16 protein-coding genes are annotated in these 21,638 nt (G+C 69.4%); 8 read left to right on the top strand and 8 right to left on the bottom strand.

The features are described from left to right. Positions 1-81: 81 nt before the first annotated feature. From ACYVKI_RS09175 to ACYVKI_RS09185, 3 genes are all read right to left on the bottom strand, one after another. A complete protein-coding gene (locus ACYVKI_RS09175; RefSeq protein WP_460690047.1) occupies positions 82-1,317 on the bottom strand; it encodes an amidohydrolase in 1,236 nt (411 codons plus the stop codon). A 43-nt stretch (positions 1,318-1,360) separates the two neighbouring features. After that, positions 1,361-2,116: a hypothetical protein gene (locus tag ACYVKI_RS09180; protein ID WP_460690048.1), complete on the bottom strand. Its 756-nt coding sequence runs from the start codon at positions 2,114-2,116 to the stop codon at positions 1,361-1,363. Positions 2,117-2,194: 78 nt separating this feature from the next. Continuing rightward, positions 2,195-2,938: a DUF5058 family protein gene (locus ACYVKI_RS09185; RefSeq protein ID WP_460690049.1), complete on the bottom strand. Its 744-nt coding sequence runs from the start codon at positions 2,936-2,938 to the stop codon at positions 2,195-2,197. Positions 2,939-3,204: 266 nt separating this feature from the next. On the opposite strand from ACYVKI_RS09185, the gene ACYVKI_RS09190 reads away from it, so the two are divergent. Continuing rightward, complete coding sequence (locus ACYVKI_RS09190; RefSeq protein ID WP_460690050.1) at positions 3,205-4,635, top strand: amidase; 1,431 nt, start codon at positions 3,205-3,207, stop codon at positions 4,633-4,635. On the opposite strand, the gene ACYVKI_RS09195 is transcribed toward ACYVKI_RS09190, so the two are convergent. Further along, on the bottom strand, positions 4,581-5,555 hold the full coding sequence (locus ACYVKI_RS09195) for an AsnC family transcriptional regulator (protein WP_460690051.1): 975 nt from the start codon (positions 5,553-5,555) through the stop codon (positions 4,581-4,583). The two genes, ACYVKI_RS09190 and ACYVKI_RS09195, sit on opposite strands and share 55 nt — an antisense overlap. A gap of 161 nt (positions 5,556-5,716) precedes the next feature. Here ACYVKI_RS09195 and ACYVKI_RS09200 point away from each other — a divergent pair, with 161 nt between their 5' ends. Continuing rightward, positions 5,717-6,676 carry a hypothetical protein gene (locus ACYVKI_RS09200; RefSeq protein WP_460690052.1) on the top strand — a complete coding sequence of 320 codons (960 nt, stop codon included), beginning with the start codon at positions 5,717-5,719 and terminating at the stop codon, positions 6,674-6,676. Between the two features lie 20 nt (positions 6,677-6,696). Here the strand turns inward: ACYVKI_RS09200 and ACYVKI_RS09205 are convergent, their stop codons facing one another. Then, complete coding sequence (locus ACYVKI_RS09205; protein ID WP_460690053.1) at positions 6,697-8,478, bottom strand: alpha/beta hydrolase; 1,782 nt, start codon at positions 8,476-8,478, stop codon at positions 6,697-6,699. Between the two features lie 488 nt (positions 8,479-8,966). On the opposite strand from ACYVKI_RS09205, the gene rplJ reads away from it, so the two are divergent. Together rplJ and rplL are read left to right on the top strand one after the other, a co-directional pair. Beyond that, positions 8,967-9,488, top strand: coding sequence for a 50S ribosomal protein L10 (gene rplJ, locus ACYVKI_RS09210; protein WP_460690054.1), 522 nt, complete (start codon positions 8,967-8,969; stop codon positions 9,486-9,488). A gap of 148 nt (positions 9,489-9,636) precedes the next feature. Next, the gene (rplL, locus tag ACYVKI_RS09215; RefSeq protein ID WP_460690055.1) at positions 9,637-10,023 is read left to right on the top strand and encodes a 50S ribosomal protein L7/L12; all 387 of its coding nucleotides are present in this window, start codon (positions 9,637-9,639) and stop codon (positions 10,021-10,023) included. Between the two features lie 124 nt (positions 10,024-10,147). Here the strand turns inward: rplL and ACYVKI_RS09220 are convergent, their stop codons facing one another. Next, the gene (locus tag ACYVKI_RS09220; protein ID WP_460690056.1) at positions 10,148-10,672 is read right to left on the bottom strand and encodes a hypothetical protein; all 525 of its coding nucleotides are present in this window, start codon (positions 10,670-10,672) and stop codon (positions 10,148-10,150) included. After that, positions 10,669-12,288 (bottom strand): PspC domain-containing protein, encoded by a 1,620-nt coding sequence (locus tag ACYVKI_RS09225; protein WP_460690057.1) that lies wholly within the window; start codon positions 12,286-12,288, stop codon positions 10,669-10,671. The genes ACYVKI_RS09220 and ACYVKI_RS09225 overlap by 4 nt, the downstream gene beginning before the upstream one ends. A 135-nt stretch (positions 12,289-12,423) precedes the next feature. On the opposite strand from ACYVKI_RS09225, the gene ACYVKI_RS09230 reads away from it, so the two are divergent. After that, positions 12,424-13,776 (top strand): ATP-binding protein, encoded by a 1,353-nt coding sequence (locus ACYVKI_RS09230; RefSeq protein ID WP_460690058.1) that lies wholly within the window; start codon positions 12,424-12,426, stop codon positions 13,774-13,776. Then, positions 13,769-14,452: a response regulator gene (locus ACYVKI_RS09235; protein ID WP_460690059.1), complete on the top strand. Its 684-nt coding sequence runs from the start codon at positions 13,769-13,771 to the stop codon at positions 14,450-14,452. The genes ACYVKI_RS09230 and ACYVKI_RS09235 overlap by 8 nt, the downstream gene beginning before the upstream one ends. A 90-nt stretch (positions 14,453-14,542) precedes the next feature. On the opposite strand, the gene ACYVKI_RS09240 is transcribed toward ACYVKI_RS09235, so the two are convergent. Next, on the bottom strand, positions 14,543-16,831 hold the full coding sequence (locus ACYVKI_RS09240; protein WP_460690060.1) for a glycoside hydrolase family 3 C-terminal domain-containing protein: 2,289 nt from the start codon (positions 16,829-16,831) through the stop codon (positions 14,543-14,545). Between the two features lie 270 nt (positions 16,832-17,101). Here ACYVKI_RS09240 and ACYVKI_RS09245 point away from each other — a divergent pair, with 270 nt between their 5' ends. After that, complete coding sequence (locus ACYVKI_RS09245; RefSeq protein WP_460690061.1) at positions 17,102-17,692, top strand: TetR/AcrR family transcriptional regulator; 591 nt, start codon at positions 17,102-17,104, stop codon at positions 17,690-17,692. A gap of 353 nt (positions 17,693-18,045) precedes the next feature. Continuing rightward, positions 18,046-21,549 carry a DNA-directed RNA polymerase subunit beta gene (gene rpoB, locus ACYVKI_RS09250; RefSeq protein WP_460690062.1) on the top strand — a complete coding sequence of 1,168 codons (3,504 nt, stop codon included), beginning with the start codon at positions 18,046-18,048 and terminating at the stop codon, positions 21,547-21,549. The last annotated feature ends 89 nt before the right edge of the window (positions 21,550-21,638 follow it).

Below are 21,638 nucleotides of genomic sequence, written 5' to 3' on the forward strand. Positions count from 1 at the left end.
CCCCGAAGCACCCGCTGCTTCGGGGTCCTGCTGTGTCTGGCGGTGTCTGGCGGTGTCTGGTGGCAGGGGGGCCGTGTGCGGTCAGTCCCCGGTCCCCACCCAGTGCAGCAGCGCGGCCAGCGCCGCCGTCACGCCGGTGCTCAACGTCGGCTCCAGAACCGGGCCGAAGTGCGGAGAGTGGTTGACCGGACCCTCCGGGTCGCCATCGAGAGTGCCGCCGAAGAACCAGAACGCCGTGGGCACTGAGATCGACTCGCCCAACCAGCCGAAGTCCTCGGAGCCCATCATCGGGCCGGACTCCTCCACCTGCTCCTCGCCGAGGGCGTCACGCAGCCTGGCCAGCACGGCCTGTGCGGTGTCCTCATGGTTGTGGTTGAGCGGGAAGTCATAGATCTCGCTGATCTCGGGCTCGTCGAGGTCGGCGGCGACAGCCTCGGCGTGGACGATGCGGCGGATCGAGGCGAGCACCTTCTCCCGCACGGCCGGGGTGAGGGTACGGACGTTGATGGTGAACTCCGCCTCGGCGGGGATGATGTTCTCCTTCAGCCCCGCATGGAAGGTGCCCACGGTGACGACGGCGGGGGCCTGCGGGTCGAGCTCGCGGGAGACGATCGTCTGCAGCCGGGTGACCATCGCCGCCGCTGCGACGATGGGATCCCGGCCGTTCTGCGGCTGGGAGCCGTGGGTCTGCTGTCCGGGCACCCGCACGCGCAGCGAGTCGGCCATGGCCATGGCGGGTCCGGGGCTGAGGCGCACAGTGCCCGCTCGTGCCGGAGAGACATGCTGACCCAGCACCACCTCGGGGCGAGGCGCGCGGTCCCAGAGCCCGTCGGAGACCATCGCCCGGGCTCCGGAGGCGGTCTCCTCCCCGGGTTGGAAGATCAGCACCACGGTGCCGGACCAGCGGTGGCGCTCGCGCAGCAGCAGTCGGGTCACCGTGACGAGTGCGGCGACATGGGTGTCATGGCCGCAGCCGTGCATGACCGGGACCTCGGTGCCGTCTTCCAGCGTGCCACGTGTGGCCGAGGCGTAGTCCAGTCCGGTCTGCTCTTCGATGGGCAGTCCGTCGGTGTCGGCCCGGAAGGCGACCACCGGGCCGTCGCCGTTGCGCAGCACGCCCACCACGCCGGTGCCGCCGCAGCGGAAGTGTTCCACGCCGAGCTCGTCGAGGATCCCTTCGAGCCGCCCGGCCGTGCGGTGCTCCTGCATGCTGAGCTCGGGGTCGGCGTGCAGGGTGCGGTAGAGCTGATGCATCTGGTCCCGCTCAGTGGCGTCCAGGGCGAATCCGTGCGGTGCGGGGGCGGTGGTCTGGGTCATGGGTCCTCCTGTGTTCGGCCGAAGAGAGGGTGCGGATGGGCGGTCACTCCCGCTCGTGGGCGTCGGTCGACAGCGCGTCCTTCTGTGCCTCCGCAGCCTCTGACCCATCCTGGGTGCTCGGGCCGGCGCCACGGAAGATCCAGGCGGCGACCACGGTCAGCACCACGGAGATCGCGACGCCGTAGTGGGTGATGGCGGGGATCAGCGGCACCACCACCAGGATGACGAGAGAGGCGATGATCAGCGCGATGGCTGTGCTGCGGGCCTGACGCACTGTGACCACGGCCTGGACGACCACTGCCCCGAGGATCGCAGGAAGGATGTACAGCTGGGTGACCTCCATGACGGATTCGGGCACGATCCGGAGCAGCAAGGTCCCCAGGATGCCGACGAAGAGCAGCAGCGAGACGATGTGCACGACCGCAGCACCGCAGATGGCGACCACGGCCACGAGATCTCCCTTACGGCTGCCGGGCTGCACCCCGACGCGGTTCTGGGCGACCACCGCTGCCGGGAGCAGCTTGTTGGAGATGTTGCCGATCATGAAGGCCTGGTACATGGCAGCCCGACCGAGGATCGGGAAATAGGTGATCGGTTCGATGACGGCGAAGGCCAGGAATACTGCCGCGACGGCCAGGTATGCCGTGGCCAGCTGACCGGCCGTGACGTCGACGTCGGCGATCATCAGTAGCAGCAGCGGCGCGGCCAGGGAGACCACGAGGCCGGCGGTCATGGTCAGCTGTCCCCAGCGGGACGTGGTCTGCTGGAATCGGAGCATGGACTGATCTGCAACACTCATGGTGACCTCTCTGGCGGTGCGGTCGGGAGTCGGGGCGAGTCGAGGAGGGACCCTCGGAGGGCGTCTCCGGCGGCGGGCTCAGCCAAGGTGTCCATGGTGGACGAAGAAGATCACGACCAGCGCGACCAGGATGGCGATGCCCAGCGCCCATTCTTTGAGCCACCCCAGTGACCAGCGCCGAGCGATCGCGAGCATGCCGGCCATGGCCAGCCCTGAGGTCGCCAGGGTGATGACGTGGAGGGAGGACTTGGGGATCTCTGCGATCGCTACGGCCATGAAGGCCGCCAGCAGGGCGGCGCCTGGAATGATGGTCATCGCACGCGGATTGATGCTCTTCAGCTTGGTGCTGCCTCGGGCGAGCAGCGGGGTCAGCACCAGGGTGAACAGCATCCAGGCGCTGCCGGAGACGCACATGACGAAGAACGCCACGACGAAGACCTCCTGACCCCAGCCTGTCCCGCCCAGGTCTGCCCCCATAGTGGAGGCGGCGATCGAAGCGGAGGCCGTCTCCGTGGCCGCCGAGCCCACCAGCCCGATGCGCATGAGCACTGCCGGAGAGCCGAACAGAGCGAGCAGGGCGATGGCTACCAGCACCACGGCCAGTGAGGGGCCGACGGAGGCAGCGGCTCCAGAGCGGAATGCGCTGCGGAGCTCTGGCCTGCTCAGGCCGATGCCGTCACCGGCAGCGCGGGCTGCGCGCAGGTAGATCCAGGACTGCACACCGATGATGCCGAAGATCAGCAGGGCGCAGCCCCACAGCCAGGGGGACTGGGCGATGGAACCGATCTCGGCGGGGGCCGAGACGTCTGCGGCGAGTCTCACGGGGCGGTCCTCCTCGGAGTGGGGCGAGTGGGCGGCTCAGGTCAGGATCTGACGGACGAGACCGTCGGGGTGCGAAGCCCACGCTGTGGTTCGAGTGTGATCGGAGACACACTGGCACATCAAGGGTCTGCGGAATCTGACAGGGCGAATGTCGGATTCCGGCAACACTGGTGGAGGGGGCGAGCCGCAGGTCACAGTGGAAGCAGTTCAGGGCGCGTGGCTCGCGAGGACCGCACGCCTGCGCCACCTGTTGAGGAGAGTGCCTGATGGACCAGCTGCTGGAACTGTCCGCCAGCGAACTCGTGCGTCGGATGCGCCGAGGTGAGCTCAGCTCCGTGGAGCTGACCCAGGCCCACCTGGGCCAGATCAGTGCGGTGAACGCCGCCTTGAACGCGGTGGTCACCGTGGACGAGGAGCGGGCTCTGCGTGAGGCGCGCACGGCGGACGAATCGCGGGCCCGCGGTGACCGGGCAGGGCTGCTGCTGGGTCTGCCGATGACGCACAAGGACACCCACGCGGTGGCCGGGATGCGCACCACCCAGGGCTCCCCGCTGTTCGCCGACCACGTCCCCGACGTCGACGATCCGCTGATCGCCCGGCTCCGTGCCGCGGGCGTGGTCTCCACCGGGAAGACCAATGTTCCCGAGTTCGCCGCGGGATCCCATACCTTCAACGACGTCTTCGGCACCACGGTCAACCCCTGGAATCCCTCGCGCAGTGCGGGGGGATCCTCCGGAGGGGTCGCTGCGGCGATCGCTGCGCGGATCCAGCCTTTGGGCGAAGGCAGCGACATGGGCGGGTCCCTGCGCAATCCGGCCTGTTGGTGCCACATCATGGGGTTCCGGCCCTCGCACGGGCTGATGCCGGACGCTTCACCGTCGACTGTGGAGGCCTGGCTGGGGCGCAGCGGACCCATGGCCCGAACGGTGGAGGATCTCGCGCTGTTCATGCGGGTGGCGGTCGCCGGGACCACGAGTAGTCCCGGCACCCCGTATCTGCCGCCGGAGGCCTTCGCCCTGACCGGACGGGAGCGACGCACCCAGGACCTCACCGGAGTGCGGGTCGGAGTCAGTACGGACCATGGGCTGGACGTCCCGGTGGAGCCGGGGATGCGTTATGCGCTCGAACGCGCCGCGGCGGTGTTCGAACAGCTCGGAGCGGAGATCGTCGACTCCGCGCATGACTTCACCGGTGCCGATGAGGTCTTCCACGTCACCCGCGCGCTGGACTTTGCCGGGGCGCTGGGTGGCCTGGTCCGTGACCACCGGGACCAGATCAAGCCGGAGATCATCTGGAACGTGGAGGAGGGTCTGGCGCTGACGGCGGAGGAGATCCTCACCGCCCGTCGGTTGCGGGCCGAGCTGCGGGCCGCGACCCGGACCTGCTTTGGCGAGGTCGATCTGCTGCTCAGCCCCGGGGCGCAGCTGAGCCCCTTCGATGCCGCCATGCGCTGGCCGCAGGAGGTAGCCGGCCGCAGGATGCACACCTACCTGGACTGGATGCGTTCGGCGAGCATCATCTCCGCCGTCGGGATCCCCACGCTGGCTCTTCCTGCCGGTTTCGACGACGACGGGCTGCCCACCGGGGTCCAGCTCAGCGCCGACCACCTGCAGGATCCGTGGCTCTTGCAGTGCGGCTGGGCCTATGAGAGGGCGGCCGGCTGGTCGTCGGTGGCGCCGGGCATGCTGAGCAGCTGACCGCCCCGCTTGCGGGCGCCGACCACCACGGAGACGTCGACGGCGTCGACGTGCCGAGCCCAGGGGCTCTCGGTGAGGCAGGCGTAGAGCGCCTGCGGGTCCCTCACCGTGAGGTCCGCCACGAGCTGGCAGGCTCCGGCCACCGCCGCCACGTAGCGGGCCCGGGGATCTTCGGCGATCGCCGTGCCGACCTGCTCGATCCGGTGTGGGGGCACCCGCATCCACAGCAGCGCCTCGGTGTGCAGGCCCGCTTCGGCCGGTTCTATCAGTGCGCGGATGCTCAGCTGATTCTGTTCCAGCAGCAGGTCCAGGCGACGTCGCACCGTGGATTCGGACACCCCTGCGCGCCGGGCCATCTCATCGAAGCTCATCCGGGCGTCGGCGGTCAGCGCGTCGACGATGGCGCAGTCCACCGCGGACTCGGTCGCCGGGGCTTGGCCGTCGGGGAAGGTGTCGGCGGGGCCGTGGGTCAGGGAGTGCGCCTCGGCGGCGGTGAGAGCCCCCAGCCTCCAGCCGCGGATGGTGCGGAAATATCGCAGGATCGGCAGCGTCTCGGCGTGGGCCAGCCCGGGGGTGATGGAGGCATCGAGCGAGTAGGCGGGAGAGCGTGGTCGCCGCACGACCTCCGCGGCGACGTCGAAGGCCCCGCTGAGCATGTACGTGAAGGTGGAGTCCGGGCGCAGTGCCAGGGCTTCGGCGGCCGTCAGTCGCGCACCGGGATGGCAGATGCCGCGCACCAGGGTGCTCAGCCCCTCGTGCCTGACCCCGGCCACCACGACGCGGCGCGACTCCAGCAGGGCGTTCCCGCGGCGGGTGATCAGCCGCTCATGCTCGCCCAGTGCCCGCGCGATGCGTCGCCAGCTGGCCCGTGGGTCGACCTGCAGGGCCTCAGCGATACGGCGTTCCAGCTCGTCGAGCATGGTGTCCCCCTCCCGGCCAGCGCCTGTGCTGACCGTCTCGTGACGACGAGCGTACTCCAGGGATCTTCCTCTGCGCTGACAGGTCGCTCGGTGACGCTCCGGTAACGTGGCGTCAGAGTGCATGGCGGCAGACCGGGAGGGGCGGCACAGTGGACGGCACGATGGACGGATTCATCGAGGGTCTGCAGAATGCCCAGGAGCTGTATCGCCTGGGACTCTCCGATGCCGCGGGGATGGTGTATCTGGACCTGCTGGCCCAGGGAGGCCGCCGGGTGCGAGTCCCCGAGCCTGAGTGTGCCGAGCTGGCCGCGGCAGGCCTGCTGGGCGAGACTGCGGAGGACGGAGTCTGGCTGCTCAACGACCCCCGGCAGGTGCTGCGCGCCGTGGCGCGCCGGCACCGGCGGCAGGCGGAGGCAGTGCTGCATCTGGAGCATCAGCTCGGCGCGCTGTGGGACCGTCCGAGTGAGGCCGGCACTGAGATCGTGGAGGTGCTGCACGGCCGTCACGCCGTCACCCAGGTGGCGGACTCCTCCCAGCTCGCAGTGCGCCACCAGGTGAGGTCCCTGGACAGGGGCCCGTACTCACCCTCCACAGCGGGAACGATGTGCCCGATCCAGCGGGAGATGCTGCCGCGCGGCATCCGGTACCGCACGGTCTACGGAGAGGACGCTGCCTCGGCGCCGCACATCCGCCGGGCGATCGGTGAGGCGATGGACCTGGGCGAGGAGGCTCGGGTCCATGCGGCCGTGCCGATGCGGCTGCGGATCATGGACGACGATCTCGGGCTGATCGTGCTCAACGAGGAGGAACGGGTCACCGGAGTGCTGGTCCATCCCTCGCCGCTGCTGGCGGTGCTGATCGGGCTGTTCGACTCGATCTGGGCAACCTCGGTGCCGCTGGGAGTCTCCGAGGACATCCCCCGCTTCGCCGACGTCGACGATCACACCCGGCGGCTGCTCCAGCTGATGGCCTCGGGGATGACGGATGAGCATATGTCCCGCGAGCTGGGGATCAGCCGCCGTACCCTCTCCAGGAAGGTGCAGCAGCTGCTGGAGCACACCGGCGCGCGGACCCGCTTCCAACTGGGGGTGCAGGCCGCGCGCCGGGGCTGGATCTCCTGAGGATCACCCGATCATGAAGATCACTCGCCGTGGTGTTGGTCCATCAGCATCTCGCGGACCATCCGGTTGGCCTCCTTGACGGACTCGGTCCGCATGGTGACCTTCACCTTCTGCTGCGCCTCGTGGATGTCACCGCCGACGTGGTAGGCCTGGTCCTCGCCTGGCAGCGGGAGCGCCCCGCAGACGTCGTTCTCAGGAAGGCTGCCGTCCAGGAAGAACGTCTCCACGGGGTCGTCCACACAGGTGGTGCCGTAGGGGTACAGCCCGTGCGAGCCTTCGTTGCTCACACTGATCAGTGCCGTGTGCGGCATGATCTTCGCGGAGCGCTCGCCGGCCTCGTAGGGAGTGGCGGCATCGAACTCGGACTGCAGGATGAGCGTATCCGGGTGGGAGCGCTGGTGGGGCTTGGGCTTCTCGGTCACCGCGGGCCAGTGGGCGCACAGCGGAGCTCCCATGAAGGGGCCGATGTAGGGGGCCTTGTTGTTCAGATCGGAGACCCAAGCGTCCCAGTAACCTCGGGACTGGTTCCACTGTCCGTCCTGGCAGCGGATGGCGTTGAACGTGCCGGAGAAGCTCACGGTCTCCCCGGTCTGGGCGGCCCGCTCGACGTCGACGAGGCGCTGGACCTCCTCGCGGGCCTTCTCGAAGAGCTGGGCCTGGACGGTGACCGCCTCGGCGTCGTCGACGGCCACATCGGAGGAGGCGGCGATGAAGTCCTCGAGCTGGGCGGCGAGATCCTCGGCGCCGTCTGCCTCGGGTGCGTCCAGGGTGATGAACGTGGCGATCGCCTCGGCGGCGCCCGGGTAGCCGGCGGTGCTGTACATCGCGGGGATGACGATCTGGGCGGTGATCAGCGCGCCGAGCGGGTCACGGGTGCCGCCGGCCTCCTCCCAGGCGCGACGGATCTCCATGGGGTCCTCACCGAGCTGGTAGGTCTCGTGGTTGCGGGCCATATAGGGCAGCAGCATGTCCTGGAACTGGCGGTCCCGGCTGCGTGGCTGCAGGTCCCAGGTCTCCTGCAGGGACTTCCGCGTCAGATCGGTGGCGGAGTCCAGCAGGAACCGGTGGGAGTGGCCGGGGAACAGGGTCTGGTACCAGCTGCCCAGCCAGGTGCCGTAGGAATATCCGACGTAGCTGATTTGCTCCTCGCCGAGGACGGCTCGGATGAAGTCCATGTCGTAGGCGGTCTGTTCGGTGGTGATGAACTCGGTGAGCGGGTTGTCCAGGCATCCGGCCACGGCTGCGGCGCCGTCCTCCCAAGCGTCATGCGCGGCGTCCGGCTGGTATTCGCAGGTCAGCTGGGTGGACTGGCCCACGCCGCGGGGGTCGAAGCCGACGAAGTTGAACTCCTCGGCGAGCTGCGGTGAGCGCATGGCCATGGCCGCCCCCCAAGGCAGGCCCGAGCCGCCGGGGCCTCCCGGATTCACCAAGGCGATGCCCTGAGAGCGCTCAGGGTCGGCGGTGTCGGTCACCGAGACGCGCAGCGTGATGGTCTCCCCGTCGGTGGGGTCGTGCCAGTCCCGTGGAGCGACGACGTCGGCGCAGGCGAGCCCCTCGATCTCCTGCAGCGCTTCCTGGGTGGCCGGTGCGAGGTCGGGGAAGGCGCAGGTCTCCCAGTCCAGGTCCTGGTCCACCAGGTGGGCGCCGAGCTCGCCGGCGTCGGCATGGGTGGCGTGGGGTGAGGCCGGGACGGTGACGTCACCGGCTCCTGGGGCGGCGCTGGCCGCCGGCGCGAGGCTCAGCGTCAGGGCCCCGACCGCGGCGATGGCCGCTGTGCGGGTCGTCATGGACGTGGTGATCACAGGTGTCCTCCTGGTCAGGCTGATCGAGTGACGGGTGATCACCATGCTGGCCGTCGCAGCGGTCCGGGTGAAGGGGGAGGGCGTGGCGCATGTGCGCCATGTCACGCATCCGCCAGTCGGAGTGGTGGGGGAGCGGCGCGGGACTGCCGGGATGTTGAGTGTCTGATCGGCGGTGATTAGGTGAGATGTCGGGGGTTGTGTAAGATGGCCGATGACCAAAGACCGCCGGTCGTTGTCGTCGCGTGGAGAGCAGTGGCACTGAGCTCCACGGTCGTCGGGCATCATGTCCGAGGTGCGAGACAACTGTAAAGACCCATCCGGGCGACCTGCGCAGGTGCACCTTGAGCCGTTCTCCAGCAGGAGTGCTGTGTCCGCACAGTCCTTCCCCCTGGAGGCCAGACGAGCCCCGTGCCTGCGCACCGGGGCTTTTTTCATGCCTCGAAGGTCCCCGGCAGGTCTGGCCGGCTCGATTGATCGGAAGGAGTGCCATGGCGAATCCTGAGAAGGCTGCCGCCGTTGCCGAGCTTGTGGACCAGTTCCGCAGCTCCAACGCCGCAGTGCTCACGGAATACCGCGGCCTCTCCGTGGGCCAGCTGCAGACTCTGCGCCGGTCCGTGCGGGAGAACGCGAACTACGCCGTGGTGAAGAACACGCTCACCGAGATCGCGGCGAAGGAGGTCGGCGTCGATGCCTTCGAGGGCAAGATGACCGGTCCGTCCGCGATCGCTTTCGTCCACGGGGACCCCGTGGACGTGGCCAAGGCACTGCGTGACTTTGCCAAGAAGAACCCTCAGCTCATCGTCAAGGGCGGCTACATGGATGGCGCCGCTCTCGATGAGGAGGGCGTGAAGAAGCTCGCGGATCTTGAATCCCGTGAGGTTCTGCTCGGCAAGCTGGCTGGCGCGCTCATCGGCGTCCAGTCCAAGGCTGCCTCCACCTTCCAGGCCCCGATCTCCAAGATCGCCCGGGCAGCCGACGCGCTGCGGGCCAAGCAGGAAGAGGCCGCCTGAGCCGAGTGAAACGAGGGTGAGTCCCCGGCGGCGTACCGGGGCCCTCATCACGTCGCTCCTCGGAGCGGCGGTGACCATCAAGATCCGCATGTGCCCTGTCGCGAGACCCGCGGTCAGGCACGCCGAGACATGAGAAGGAGCGCCAACCATGGCGAAGCTGAGCAACGAAGAGCTGATCGAGCAGTTCAAGGAGATGTCCCTCATCGAGCTCTCCGAGTTCGTGAAGGAGTTCGAGGAGACCTTCGACGTGACCGCCGCGGCCCCGGTGGCCGTCGCCGGTGCCGCCCCCGCCGGCGGTGACGAGGCCGAGGAGGCCGAGGAGCAGACTGAGTTCGACGTCATCCTCGAGTCCGCCGGTGACAAGAAGATCGGCGTCATCAAGGAGGTGCGCGGTCTGACCTCCCTCGGCCTGAAGGAGGCCAAGGAGCTGGTCGACGGTGCCCCCAAGCCGGTCGTCGAGGGCGTCGACAAGGAGGCCGCCGAGAAGGCCAAGGAGACCCTGGAGGGCGCTGGCGCCACCGTCACCCTCAAGTGATTCTGGCTGCCTGAGAGCCGCCTCTGGCCGGTCACCTGACCTGGCTGCATGACGAATCCCCGGAAGCGACGCCTGACGGCATGCTTCCGGGGATTCGTCTGTGTGGGGCGGTGCGTGAGGGTCGCTACAGGCGGGTGCCCGGCGGGGGACGCAGCCCGGCTCCGACCAGGCAGAGGCCGGCGACGGCGCAGACCGCCAGTGCGACGATCAGCGGATCGACCACCACGCCCAGCACAAGCGCGGCGAGGCACCACAGGGCGAGCATCAGGCAGACTGCCCCGACGACGAACTGGCCCACGCGACGCCGTCCCGGCCTGGGCGGTGTCTCACCGACAGTCGGCTGCGGCGCGGCGGGCCCGCCGCCTGAATCCGGTGCGACCGTGCCGGTCTGCGCCATCTCGGCGCGTTCGTACCATCGGGGACGCCGTTCGGGCTCCCGCCACGTGAACTCCTGCTCGCTCTGGGCTCGCAGGGAGTCGGCCAGCAGGGCGTCGACGTCCTCCGGCTCCGGCGGGAGGGGAGCCGTCGTAGCAGACGGCGTGTCAGCAGCGGCCGGGGGCGCCGACGCGTCCTGGCGTCCTGGGGATGCGGGGGATGCGGGGGACGCCGGAGATGCGGGGCGGGAATACCGGCGGGGTCCGGAGGTCATCGCGGGGCTCCTTCCAGGGAGATCTCCATGGGGCTGGTGCTGGCGCTGGGACCGGTGCTGGCGCCGGGCACCGGATAGCTGGAGCGATCGGCGCCGTCGCGCCCGACGCCGTCCCGTGGCGGGGCGCCTTCCATCTGCTCGGCGTAGGTGGTGGCGTCGTAGATGGTCACCCGGTTGAACGCGGTGTTGGCGGTCAGCAGGATCTGCAGCGCAGAGTCGGGGTCTCCGACAGTGTGCTCCGAGGTGTCCATCCCGCGGGCGCTGCGCTGCTCGTCCTGCGTGTGGATGTCCAACCGGCCCAGGGCCTGCCGAGACTGGACGGTGAGGGCGGCGTCGTCGGGAATCACCACGGTGGTGCGGGCGAAGGCACTGTTGAGCTCGGCATGGACCACTTCGGTCGTGCCGCTCTCGGCGATGCTCAGGTGACGCAGATCCATCGTGGTGTTGGCGAAGGCGGAGTTCAGGGAGTCCTCCTGGCTCGTGTACTGGCCGAAGGCGACGTTGGAGCCGCTCACATCCGGGGAGCTGCCGGGGTTCTGGTGCAGGAAGAACGTGAGCAGCATCGCCGCTGTGGCGAGGGTCAGCAGGAGCCCCCGGCCCTGGCGACCCCGCAGAGCCGCCGCCATGTGGAGCAGGGCCAGCACGGTCACGAGTCCGATGAGACCGACCAGCACAGCAGAGGTGCCCGAGAGGCCCAGCACCGCCACCGCCAACAGGACGCCGGAGGCGGCGGCCAGCAGCAGGCCGAACGAGATCATCCGCCGCCGTCGTGCCTGGTCCCTCTCGTGCGGGCTGCGCACCGCTGCCGAGCAGGACGTCGAGGTTCCGGTGGTGTTGCCTCCGTACGGGGTCCCGGGGTCAGGGGCGTCGGGCGAATCCGCCGTGTGACGGGGGTACCAGGCCGGGCGGCCGTCATCGCGGACGGATGACGAGCTCCCGGCCTGCGCTTTTCCCGGAGCCTCCTGGTGGGTCTCCTGATCGGCTTCCCGGTGGGCCTCCCAAGCCTCGTGGCGCGCCTGCCGGGCCTGCTGACGGGTTTCTCGGCGCGCGTGACGCGCCTCCCGGCGGGCCTGCTGGTCGGCGGCCCGGGACGTCTCGGGCGAGCTCTCGGAGGCCGCGGCCGTGGCGGCGGCACGGCGCCGATGGTCACGGACCATGATCACCACGATCCAGGCCACCACCCCGATGACCAGCAGATTCACCAGCACGGCGAAGGGGCCGACGATGCTCAGCGGAGTGGCCACGTTCAGCGCGCCCACCACCGCCAGTGCGGCGCCGCCGAAGAGTCCGGCGGTGAAGTCTCCGCGCAGCGCCTGCTGGAGAGGGATCCGGCCCCTGCGGTCCGGCACCAGGATCCAGGCCAGCCCGTAGAGCAGGATCGTCGGGGAGAAGAACAGCACGACGGCGACGACGCCGAGGCCGCGCACCAGCGCCGGGTCCCAGCGGAGCTTCTCCGCCAGCAGCGCCAGGACCCCGCCGAACCATCCGTGGGAGGGGCGGCGCAGGCCGGTGGATCGGACCCAGTCGAAGAACTGGTGGCCGGCTTCGGGTCGGCGGCCGGGAGCGTCACGCCGGGGCGGGGCTCCCTCGTCGGGAAGGGGGGTCGAGTCATCCATGCCTCCAGGGTCCTCTGCCCGCAGCCTCGGGCGCTATGGGGGTCCACCCTGATTCGACCCTGATCCTTCCTGGGGATCCCCGGAAATCCGGGCCTCGCCGGGGTTCAGGGTGGGCCGGCGTGGCAGGATGGATCCATGGTGACCGAGACGGAGCGACCTCCGCTGCGCAGGGGCGTGGGGACCCCTGTGGCCGGGGTCTGCCTGGGCCTCTCCCGTCATCTGGGGCTCTCCCCTCCGGTGGTGCGCGCCGTGATGATCGGATTGGCCATCGCCGGGGGCGTGGGGGTGCTGCTGTACTGCTGGCTGTGGATCTTCGTCCCGTCGGAGGACGAGCCGGAGGCCTCAGCCGGGGTGCGAGGTCTCTCGGGCCCGGCAGCGCAGGGCCCTGCAGCGGTCGGACCCGAGGTGGCCGGCCCCGAGGTGGATGGTCCGACGGCGGACGGCTTCGGTGAGGAGTCGGCCGCCGGGCGCGGCTCGACGGCACTGTCCCCGCCGGAGGATCTCGGAGCGCGGATCCGACGCATCCTGGACAGCCTGACCGGCTCCCCGGAGGTGCTGCTGGGCGGGCTGCTGCTGGGTGCCGCCGCGCTGCTGGCCCTGTCCCTGGCGGGGGTGCCCGTGAACTGGCGGCTCTTCGGTCCGCCGGCGGTGCTCGTCGTCGGCATCCTGCTGGCCTGGTCCCAGGTGGACAAGACCGGTCGTGGCGGCACCGACCATGCCGCGCTGTGGCAGATCATCGGTGGGGCGGGGCTGGTGGTCGTCGCGCTGCTGGCCATCGCCGGGGGCATCCTCCCGGGAGGCGACCTGCTGCTGGGGCTGATCGTGGCGATCATGCTGCTGGCCGGGATCGCTCTGGTGATCGCCCCCTGGCTGATCCGCCTCTACCGCACCGCCACCACCGAACGGGCCCGCGCGGCCGCGGAGGCCGAACGGGCGGACATCGCCGCCCACCTGCACGACTCGGTGCTCCAGACCCTGGCGATGATCCAGAAACAGCGTCATGACCCGTCCTCGGTGGAACGGCTGGCGCGCAGCCAGGAGCGGCAGCTGCGCAGCTGGCTCTACCGCCAGCAGGAGCATGAGCCCGGCACCCTGAAGGATCAGCTCAGTGCGGCGGCCGCCGCACTGGAGGAGATGCACTCCGGCACCGTCGAGGTCGTCGCCGTCGGGGAGTCCCGGCGTCAGGACCACCGGGTGCTGGTGGCCGCGGCCCGCGAAGCGATCGTCAACGCCCTCAAGCACGCCGGACCCGCGTCGGTCTATGTGGAGTCCGACGCCGCCCAGGACGCGGTGTTCGTCCGCGACCGCGGGCCCGGCTTCGACCTCGACCGCATCGACCAGGACCGCTTGGGAGTGCGCGAGTCCATCATCGGCAGGATGCGCCGCGCCGGCGGTGAGGCACGCATCCGTTCGAACGGCCGGGGCACCGAGGTGCAGCTGTTCCTGCCGGTGGGCGCCGCCGCAGAGGAGGACAACGGCCATGAATGAGCATCCAGCCGCATCCGAGGGGCAGGACCGGCACCGGGTGGTGATCGTCGACGACCATGCGATCTTCCGCTCCGGGCTGCGTGCCGAGCTGGAGGGGCGGGTCGCCGTCGTCGGAGAGGCCCACGACGTCGACTCCGCGGTCCGCGCCGTCCGGGAGCACCGCCCGCAGGTGGTCCTGCTGGACGTGCACCTGCCGGGCGGCACCGGCGGCGGCGGAGCGGAGGTGGTCACCGCCTGCCGGGATCTGCTCGAGGAGGTCCGCTTCCTGGCGATCAGCGTCTCCGACCAGGCCGAAGACGTCGTCTCGGTGATCCGGGCGGGCGCTCGCGGCTACGTGACCAAGACGATCAGCTCCGACGAGCTGGTCGAGGCCGTGGCGGTGGTCTCCACCGGGGATGCGGTGTTCTCCCCGCGGCTGGCCGGGTTCGTGCTGGATGCCTTCGGGACCTCCTCGGCGGCACAGGACGTCCGGGACGAGGAGCTGGACCTGCTCTCCGCCCGGGAGGTGGAGGTGATGCGGCTGATCGCCCGCGGCTACACGTATCGGGAGATCGCCTCGGATCTGTTCATCTCGGTCAAGACGGTGGAGTCGCATGTCTCGAAGGTGCTGCGGAAGCTGCAGCTCTCCTCACGGCATGAGCTGACCCGGTGGGCGGAGCAGCGCCGGATCATCTGACCCCGTCGTGATGCTCAGACCCCGCGACTGGTCGAGAGGTCTGAGCATCACGACGGGTCCGTCTCGGCGTTCCCCCGGCGCAGGCTCCGGTCAGGCCTTCTGCGTCATCGCGATGAGCTCGGCGATCCGGTCCTGGTCCAGCCCGGCGGCGGCGAATCCGCTGATCCGGCCCAGGGGGAATGACTCCATCATCCGCAGCAGTCCGTCGGCGCTGAAGACGTCGCTCTCGCCGGCCTGCACGGCCTGCTGCAGCGAGTCACGGATGAGCGGCCCGGTCACCGGGTGCTCCAGCGCGTCGCCGAGGGTGGACTCCTCGCTCAGCGGGATGGCGACCTCGTCGCCGCGCACCTCCACCGTCGTCTCCTGGCGCAGGTCCCGGGAGGAGGCGCCGACGGCGACGACGTGCTCGCCGCCCTCGACCACCCAGTCGGCCAGACGGACGTCCCAGTGGGCGAGGTCCTGCCGTGCCACAGACAGCTCCACGGTGCGGGACTCTCCGGCGTCGAGCGCCACTGGGGCGAAGCCCTTGAGCTCCCGCGGGGCGCGCGCCACAGCCGATCCGGGACGACCCACATAGGCCTGCACGATCTCGCGTCCGGAACGGTCGCCGGTGTTGGTGACGGTGATCTGCAGGTGCAGGCCGCCGTCGTCGGAGCTCACCTGCAGGTCGGTGTGATCGAAGCTGGTGTAGCTCAGTCCGTGCCCGAAGGGGAAGGCCACCTCCAGCTGGCGGGCGTCGTACCAGCGGTATCCCACGAAGAGGCCTTCGCTGTACCGGACGTGTCCGTGTTCGCCGGGGAAGTCCAGGTAGGCGGGGGAGTCCGCCAGCCGCAGCGGGATGGTCTCGGTGAGTCGGCCGGACGGGTTCGCGGCGCCGTAGAGCAGGTCGGCGGTGGCGGAGCCGCCGGCCTGTCCGAGCAGCCAGCCCTCCAGGATCGCTGGCACCTTCTGGGCGAAGGGCAGGGCCACCACTCCGCCGTGGGAGAGCACGACGACGGTGCGCGGGTTCGCCTCGGCCACGGCGTCGAGCAGGTCCAGCTGCTCGGCGGGCAGCTCGATGTGCACCCGGTCGAACCCTTCGGACTCTGCCGCGGGCGGCAGACCGAGGAAGACGACGGCGACGTCGGCGTCGCCGGCGGCCTGGACGGCCTCGGCGCGCAGGTCCGCGTCCCGCGACTCGGCAGTCTGGGAGACGCCCTCGAGGCGGAAGCCGGGGGCGAACCGCACCTCGGCCGAGGACGCTCCGGTGATGGCCGTCAGCGCGTCGTCGACGCGGGTGGGGTTGATCTGGGAGCTGCCGGCGCCCTGGTAGCGGGGCGTGCGGGCGAACTCGCCGATGACGGCCACGGAGCTCTCCGGGCTCAGCGGCAGCAGGGCGTCCTCGTTCTTCAGCAGCACGGCCGAGCGGGTGGCCGCCTCGCGTGCCAGGTCGTGGTGAGCCTGCTCCTCCCAGGGCTCGGCCTCGGTCTCGGCGCCGCGCAGGGATTTCTGCACCAGCTCGACCACCCGGGTCGCGCAGGTGTCCAGCGCCTCCTCGGCGAGCTCGCCGGAGCGCACGGCGGAGAGGACCCGCTCCTGGCTGACGCCGCCGTTGGTGGGCATCTCCAGATCCAGACCCGCGTCCAGGGCCGCGGGGCGGTCGGCGACGCCGAACCAGTCAGAGACGACGAGTCCGTCGAAGCCCCATTCGTCACGGAGCACCTCGGTGAGCAGCCAGGGGTCCTGGGAGGCGTAGGTGCCGTTGATCTTGTTGTAGGAGCTCATGATCGTCCACGGCCGGGTGGCCTTGACGGCGCGTTCGAAGCCCCGCAGGTAGATCTCCCGCAGCGGGCGGGGGTCCACGTCGCTGGAGGTCCGCATGCGGTCGTGTTCCTGGTTGTTCGCGGCGAAGTGCTTCAGCGAGGCGCCGACTCCGCGGGACTGGATGCCCCGGGTGACGGCGGCGGCGAGCTCGCCGGAGACCAGGGGGTCCTCGGAGAAGTACTCGAAGTTGCGGCCGCACAGCGGGGAGCGCTTGATGTTCAGCCCGGGGCCGAGGACCACGCTGACGTCCTCGGCGCGGGCCTCGGTGCCGATGGCGGCGCCCACGCGCTCGGCGAGCTCGGTGTCGAAGGAGGATCCCAGCGCCACGGCGGGCGGGAAGCAGGTGGCCGGCACACTGTTCTCGAGGCCGAGGTGGTCGGCCGCACCGGCCTGCTTGCGGAGTCCGTGCGGACCGTCGGTGACGATGATCGACGGGATCCCGGCCTCCTCCACGGCGGCGGTGGTCCAGAAGGTGGCGCCGACGACGAGGTCGGCCTTCTGCTCGAGTGTGAGGTCGGCGACGACGTCGCGGGGGTGGGCGGTGCGGATGTCTGAGGGTGTCGGAGGGGTGGTCATCGGTGAGCTCCTGGTGCGAGAGGGGCGGGCAGCCCGTGGGGGTCGGTGTGAGTCAGTGTGAGTCAGTGGGGCTGTGTGGGTCGTGCGGGTCAGTGCGTGACGGGGGGGGGAGGGGGAGGGAGCGGGTGAGTGGGGAGGCAGGCCGTCGATCAGCCGCGATGTGGCACTGCTCACTCTGAAAACTGTACGACACTCGGTTTTCGTGCGGCAAGTGGTGCCGACCAGCGGGCCGTGACGACGCGTGCCCCGCTCGGCCCTAGAATCGTCGGTATGGGGAGACGAGGGTCCTATGCCAAAGGGCTGGCCAGACGCCGAGAGATCCTGCGCACGGCCCTGGAGGTGGTCGCCCGCAGCGGATACTCCAGCGCGTCGGTCCGCGAGCTCGCCGGTGCCGTCGGGCTCAGCCAGGCGGGCCTGCTGCACCATTTCGGCACCAAGGAGGAGCTGTTCATCGAGGTCCTGCGGGCCCGCGACGAGGTCGACGTCGACCGCGGCGCGGAGCTCGAGGAGGGGACAGCGGACGGTGGGTACGGCGTGCAGGGCTTCCTGGAGATCATCCGGCACAACGCCGAGGTGCCGGGTCTGGTGCATCTCTACACGCGGATGCAGGCCGAGGCGGTCGATACCTCGCATGCCGGGCATGCCTTCTTCCGTGAGCGCCAGGAGCGTGTCCGCCGGTATCTGGCGCGGGCGGTGCGCGCGGAGCAGGAGGCGGGGCGGATGCGGGCGGACCTCGAGCCGGAGAGTACGGCGCGGGCCCTCATGGCGCTGGCCGACGGACTGCAGGCCCAGTGGCTCTACGATCCGCAGGTGGACATGGCCGATGTGATCGCCCGGCACCTCGAGGCGCTGCGGGTCTGACCCCTGGCGGGCGTGTCGGGCGGCGGACAGGCGGCCGGTGTCGGTGCTAAACTCGTCGCCCGGAATCAGTCCTGCCGGTTCGGGGCAGGGTGGCCTGTGTGATCATCACTGTCGTCGCGTGTGACCTCCGCGACTCGGCGTTGCGCGTCCGTGCATTCGTCGTTTATGCTGTACTTTTGCGCCTCCCCTCTTATGCGCGTGCCTTCAAATAGCGGTGGGCATCTGCATCGTCTCCTTTTCAAGACTGGACCGTCCGACGTCTGCTTCGGTGTCGGATCGGACGCGATCGTCCGCGTCCTCGGGGACGGGGAAGCGTGCCAAGGAAGCTACGAAGGTCTGTGGAAGGATCCCTCTTGGTCGCCTCGAGCACCTCAATTCAAACCGCTGCCTCGGCCCGGACCGCTGAATACGCCGGCCGACTCTCATTCGCAAAGATCCACGAACCCCTCGATGTTCCGGAGCTGCTGGCTCTGCAGATCGACTCCTTCGACCGCCTGGTGGGCAACGAGCGCTGGGCCGCTCGTGTGGAGGAGGCCCGCCAGAAGGGCATCAAGGGTGTCTCCGAGACCTCTGGGCTGGCTGACATCTTCGAGGAGATGTCTCCCATCGAGGACTTCCAGGGCACCATGTCCCTGAGCTTCTCGGAGCCGGAGTTCGCCGACCCCAAGATGCCGATGGCCGAGTGCAAGGAGCGCGACACCACCTACGCGGCTCCGCTGTACGTCAAGGCCGAGTTCATGAACCACAACACCGGCGAGATCAAGCAGCAGACGGTCTTCATGGGCGACTTCCCGCTGATGACCGACCGCGGCACCTTCATCATCAACGGCACCGAGCGTGTCGTGGTCTCGCAGCTGGTGCGCTCCCCGGGTGCCTACTTCGAGCGGAGCCCGGACAAGACCAGCGACAAGGACATCTTCACCGCGAAGGTCATTCCGTCCCGCGGTGCCTGGTTCGAGCTGGAGATCGACAAGCGTGACCAGGTCGGGGTGCGTCTGGACCGCAAGCGCAAGCAGCCGGTCACCGCGCTGCTGAAGGCGCTGGGCTGGACCGAGTCCCGCATCATCGAGGAGTTCGGCGACTTCGACTCCATCCGCGCCACTCTGGAGAAGGACACCTTCGAGACCCAGGACGACGCGCTGCTCGACATCTACCGCAAGCTGCGTCCGGGGGAGCCGCCCACGGTCGAGGCCGCGGAGGGCCTGCTGAAGGGCCTGTACTTCACCCCGAAGCGCTACGACCTCGCCAAGGTGGGCCGGTACAAGCTCAACCGCAAGCTGGGCGTGGACAAGGACTTCACGGATCCCGACGCCTCGGTCCTCACCGAGGAGGACATCGTCGCGATGATCCACTACCTGTGTGCGCTGCACGCCGGCCATGAGACCTTCCGGGGCATCCGTGACGGCGAGGAACGGGATCTGCCGATCACCGTCGACGACATCGACCACTTCGGCAACCGGCGCATCCGGGCGGTGGGCGAGCTCATCGAGAACCAGGTCCGCACCGGTCTGTCCCGCATGGAGCGGGTGGTCCGTGAGCGGATGACCACCCAGGACGTCGAGGCGATCACCCCGCAGACGCTGATCAACATCCGTCCGGTCGTGGCCTCCATCAAGGAGTTCTTCGGCACCTCGCAGCTGTCGCAGTTCATGGACCAGAACAACCCGCTGGCCGGGCTGACGCACAAGCGTCGTCTCTCCGCGCTGGGTCCGGGGGGTCTGTCCCGTGACCGTGCCGGCATGGAGGTCCGTGACGTCCACCCGTCGCACTACGGCCGCATGTGCCCCATCGAGACCCCTGAAGGTCCGAACATCGGTCTGATCGGCTCGCTGGCGACCTACGGGCGGATCAACAACTTCGGCTTCATCGAGACGCCGTACCGCAAGGTCGTCGACGGCAAGGTCACCGACCAGATCGACTACCTGACCGCCGATGACGAGCTGGCCGCCCAGATCGCCCAGGCCAACGCGCCGCTGACCGAGGACGGCAGCTTCGCCGAGGAGCACGTGCTGTGCCGTCAGCGCGGTGGTGAGGGTGAGCCGGTGCTCGTCGGCGCCGAGGACATCGACTACATGGACGTCTCTCCGCGCCAGATGGTGTCGGTGGCGACCGCCCTGATCCCGTTCCTGGAGCACGACGACGCCAACCGTGCGCTCATGGGCGCGAACATGCAGCGTCAGGCGGTGCCGCTGCTGGAGTCCGAGTCCCCGGTGGTCGGCACCGGCATGGAGAAGTACGCCGCGGTCGACGCCGGCGACTCGGTCACCGCCGAGCAGGCCGGTGTGGTCACCAAGGTGGCCGCCGACCTCGTCTCGGTGATGAACGACGACGGCACCATCACGCACTACCCGATCATGAAGTTCGAGCGGTCGAACCAGGGCAACACCTACAACCAGCGTGTCCGGGTCTCCGAGGGTGACCGGGTGGAGCGTCAGTCGATCATCGCCGACGGTCCGTCCACCGAGTACGGCGAGCTGGCGATCGGCAAGAACCTGCTGGTGGCCTTCATGTCCTGGGAGGGTCACAACTTCGAGGACGCGATTATCCTGTCCCAGCGCCTGGTGCAGGACGACGTGATGACCTCGATCCACATCGAGGAGCACGAGGTCGACGCCCGTGACACCAAGCTCGGTGCCGAGGAGATCACCCGGGACATCCCGAACGTCTCCGACGAGATGCTCGCCCAGCTCGACGAGCGCGGCATCATCCACATCGGTGCTGAGGTCGAGTCCGGGGACATCCTGGTCGGCCGTGTCACGCCCAAGGGTGAGACCGAGCTGACCCCGGAGGAGCGCCTGCTGCGCGCGATCTTCGGGGAGAAGTCCCGCGAGGTCCGTGACACCTCCTTGAAGGTGCCCCACGGCGAGTCCGGCACGGTGATCGGTGTGCGCATCTTCGACACCGAGGACGGCGACGAGCTGCCCCCGGGCGTGAACCAGCTGGTCCGCGTCTACGTGGCGCAGAAGCGCAAGATCACCGACGGCGACAAGCTCGCCGGTCGGCACGGCAACAAGGGCGTGATCTCCAGGATCCTGCCGGTCGAGGACATGCCGTTCATGGCTGACGGCACTCCGGTCGACGTCGTGCTCAACCCGATGGGTGTGCCCGGTCGTATGAACATCGGCCAGGTCATGGAGCTGCACCTGGGCTGGGCCGCGAAGCAGGGCTGGACGATCGAGGGTGAGCCCGAGTGGCTGAAGAACCTGCCGAACCTTCCCCGCGAGACCGGCCCGACGAAGGTCGCGACCCCGGTGTTCGACGGTGCCGAGGCGGACGAGCTGACCGGCATCCTGGCCTCCACCAACCCGACTCGGGACGGCGAGCGGCTGGTCGGCCCGGACGGCAAGGCCCAGCTGTTCGACGGCCGCTCCGGTGAGCCGTTCCCGGACGGCATCTCGGTCGGCTACATGTACATCCTGAAGCTGCACCACCTGGTCGACGACAAGATCCACGCGCGTTCGACCGGGCCGTACTCGATGATCACCCAGCAGCCGCTCGGTGGTAAGGCGCAGTTCGGCGGTCAGCGCTTCGGCGAGATGGAGGTCTGGGCCCTGGAGGCGTACGGCTCGGCCTACACGCTGCAGGAGCTGCTGACCATCAAGTCGGATGACATCCACGGCCGCGTGAAGGTCTACGAGGCCATCGTCAAGGGCGAGAACATTCCGGAGCCCGGGGTTCCGGAGTCGTTCAAGGTCCTGATCAAGGAGATGCAGTCGCTCTGCCTGAACGTGGAGGTCCTCTCCGCAGACGGCAGCGCGATCGAGATGCGTGACGCGGAGGAGTCCGGGTTCAGCGCCGCTGAGGAGCTGGGCATCGACCTCTCCCGTGCGGAGCCCAGCTCGGTCGAAGAGGTCTGAGCCTCACCCGCACCGTCGCCGTCGGCTGACCGGCGGCGACGGCAGCAGTCATCGCGTCACGAATCTTGAGAGAGAAAAGAGAGATACAG

The sequence above is a fragment of the Nesterenkonia suensis genome (genome assembly GCF_054782935.1).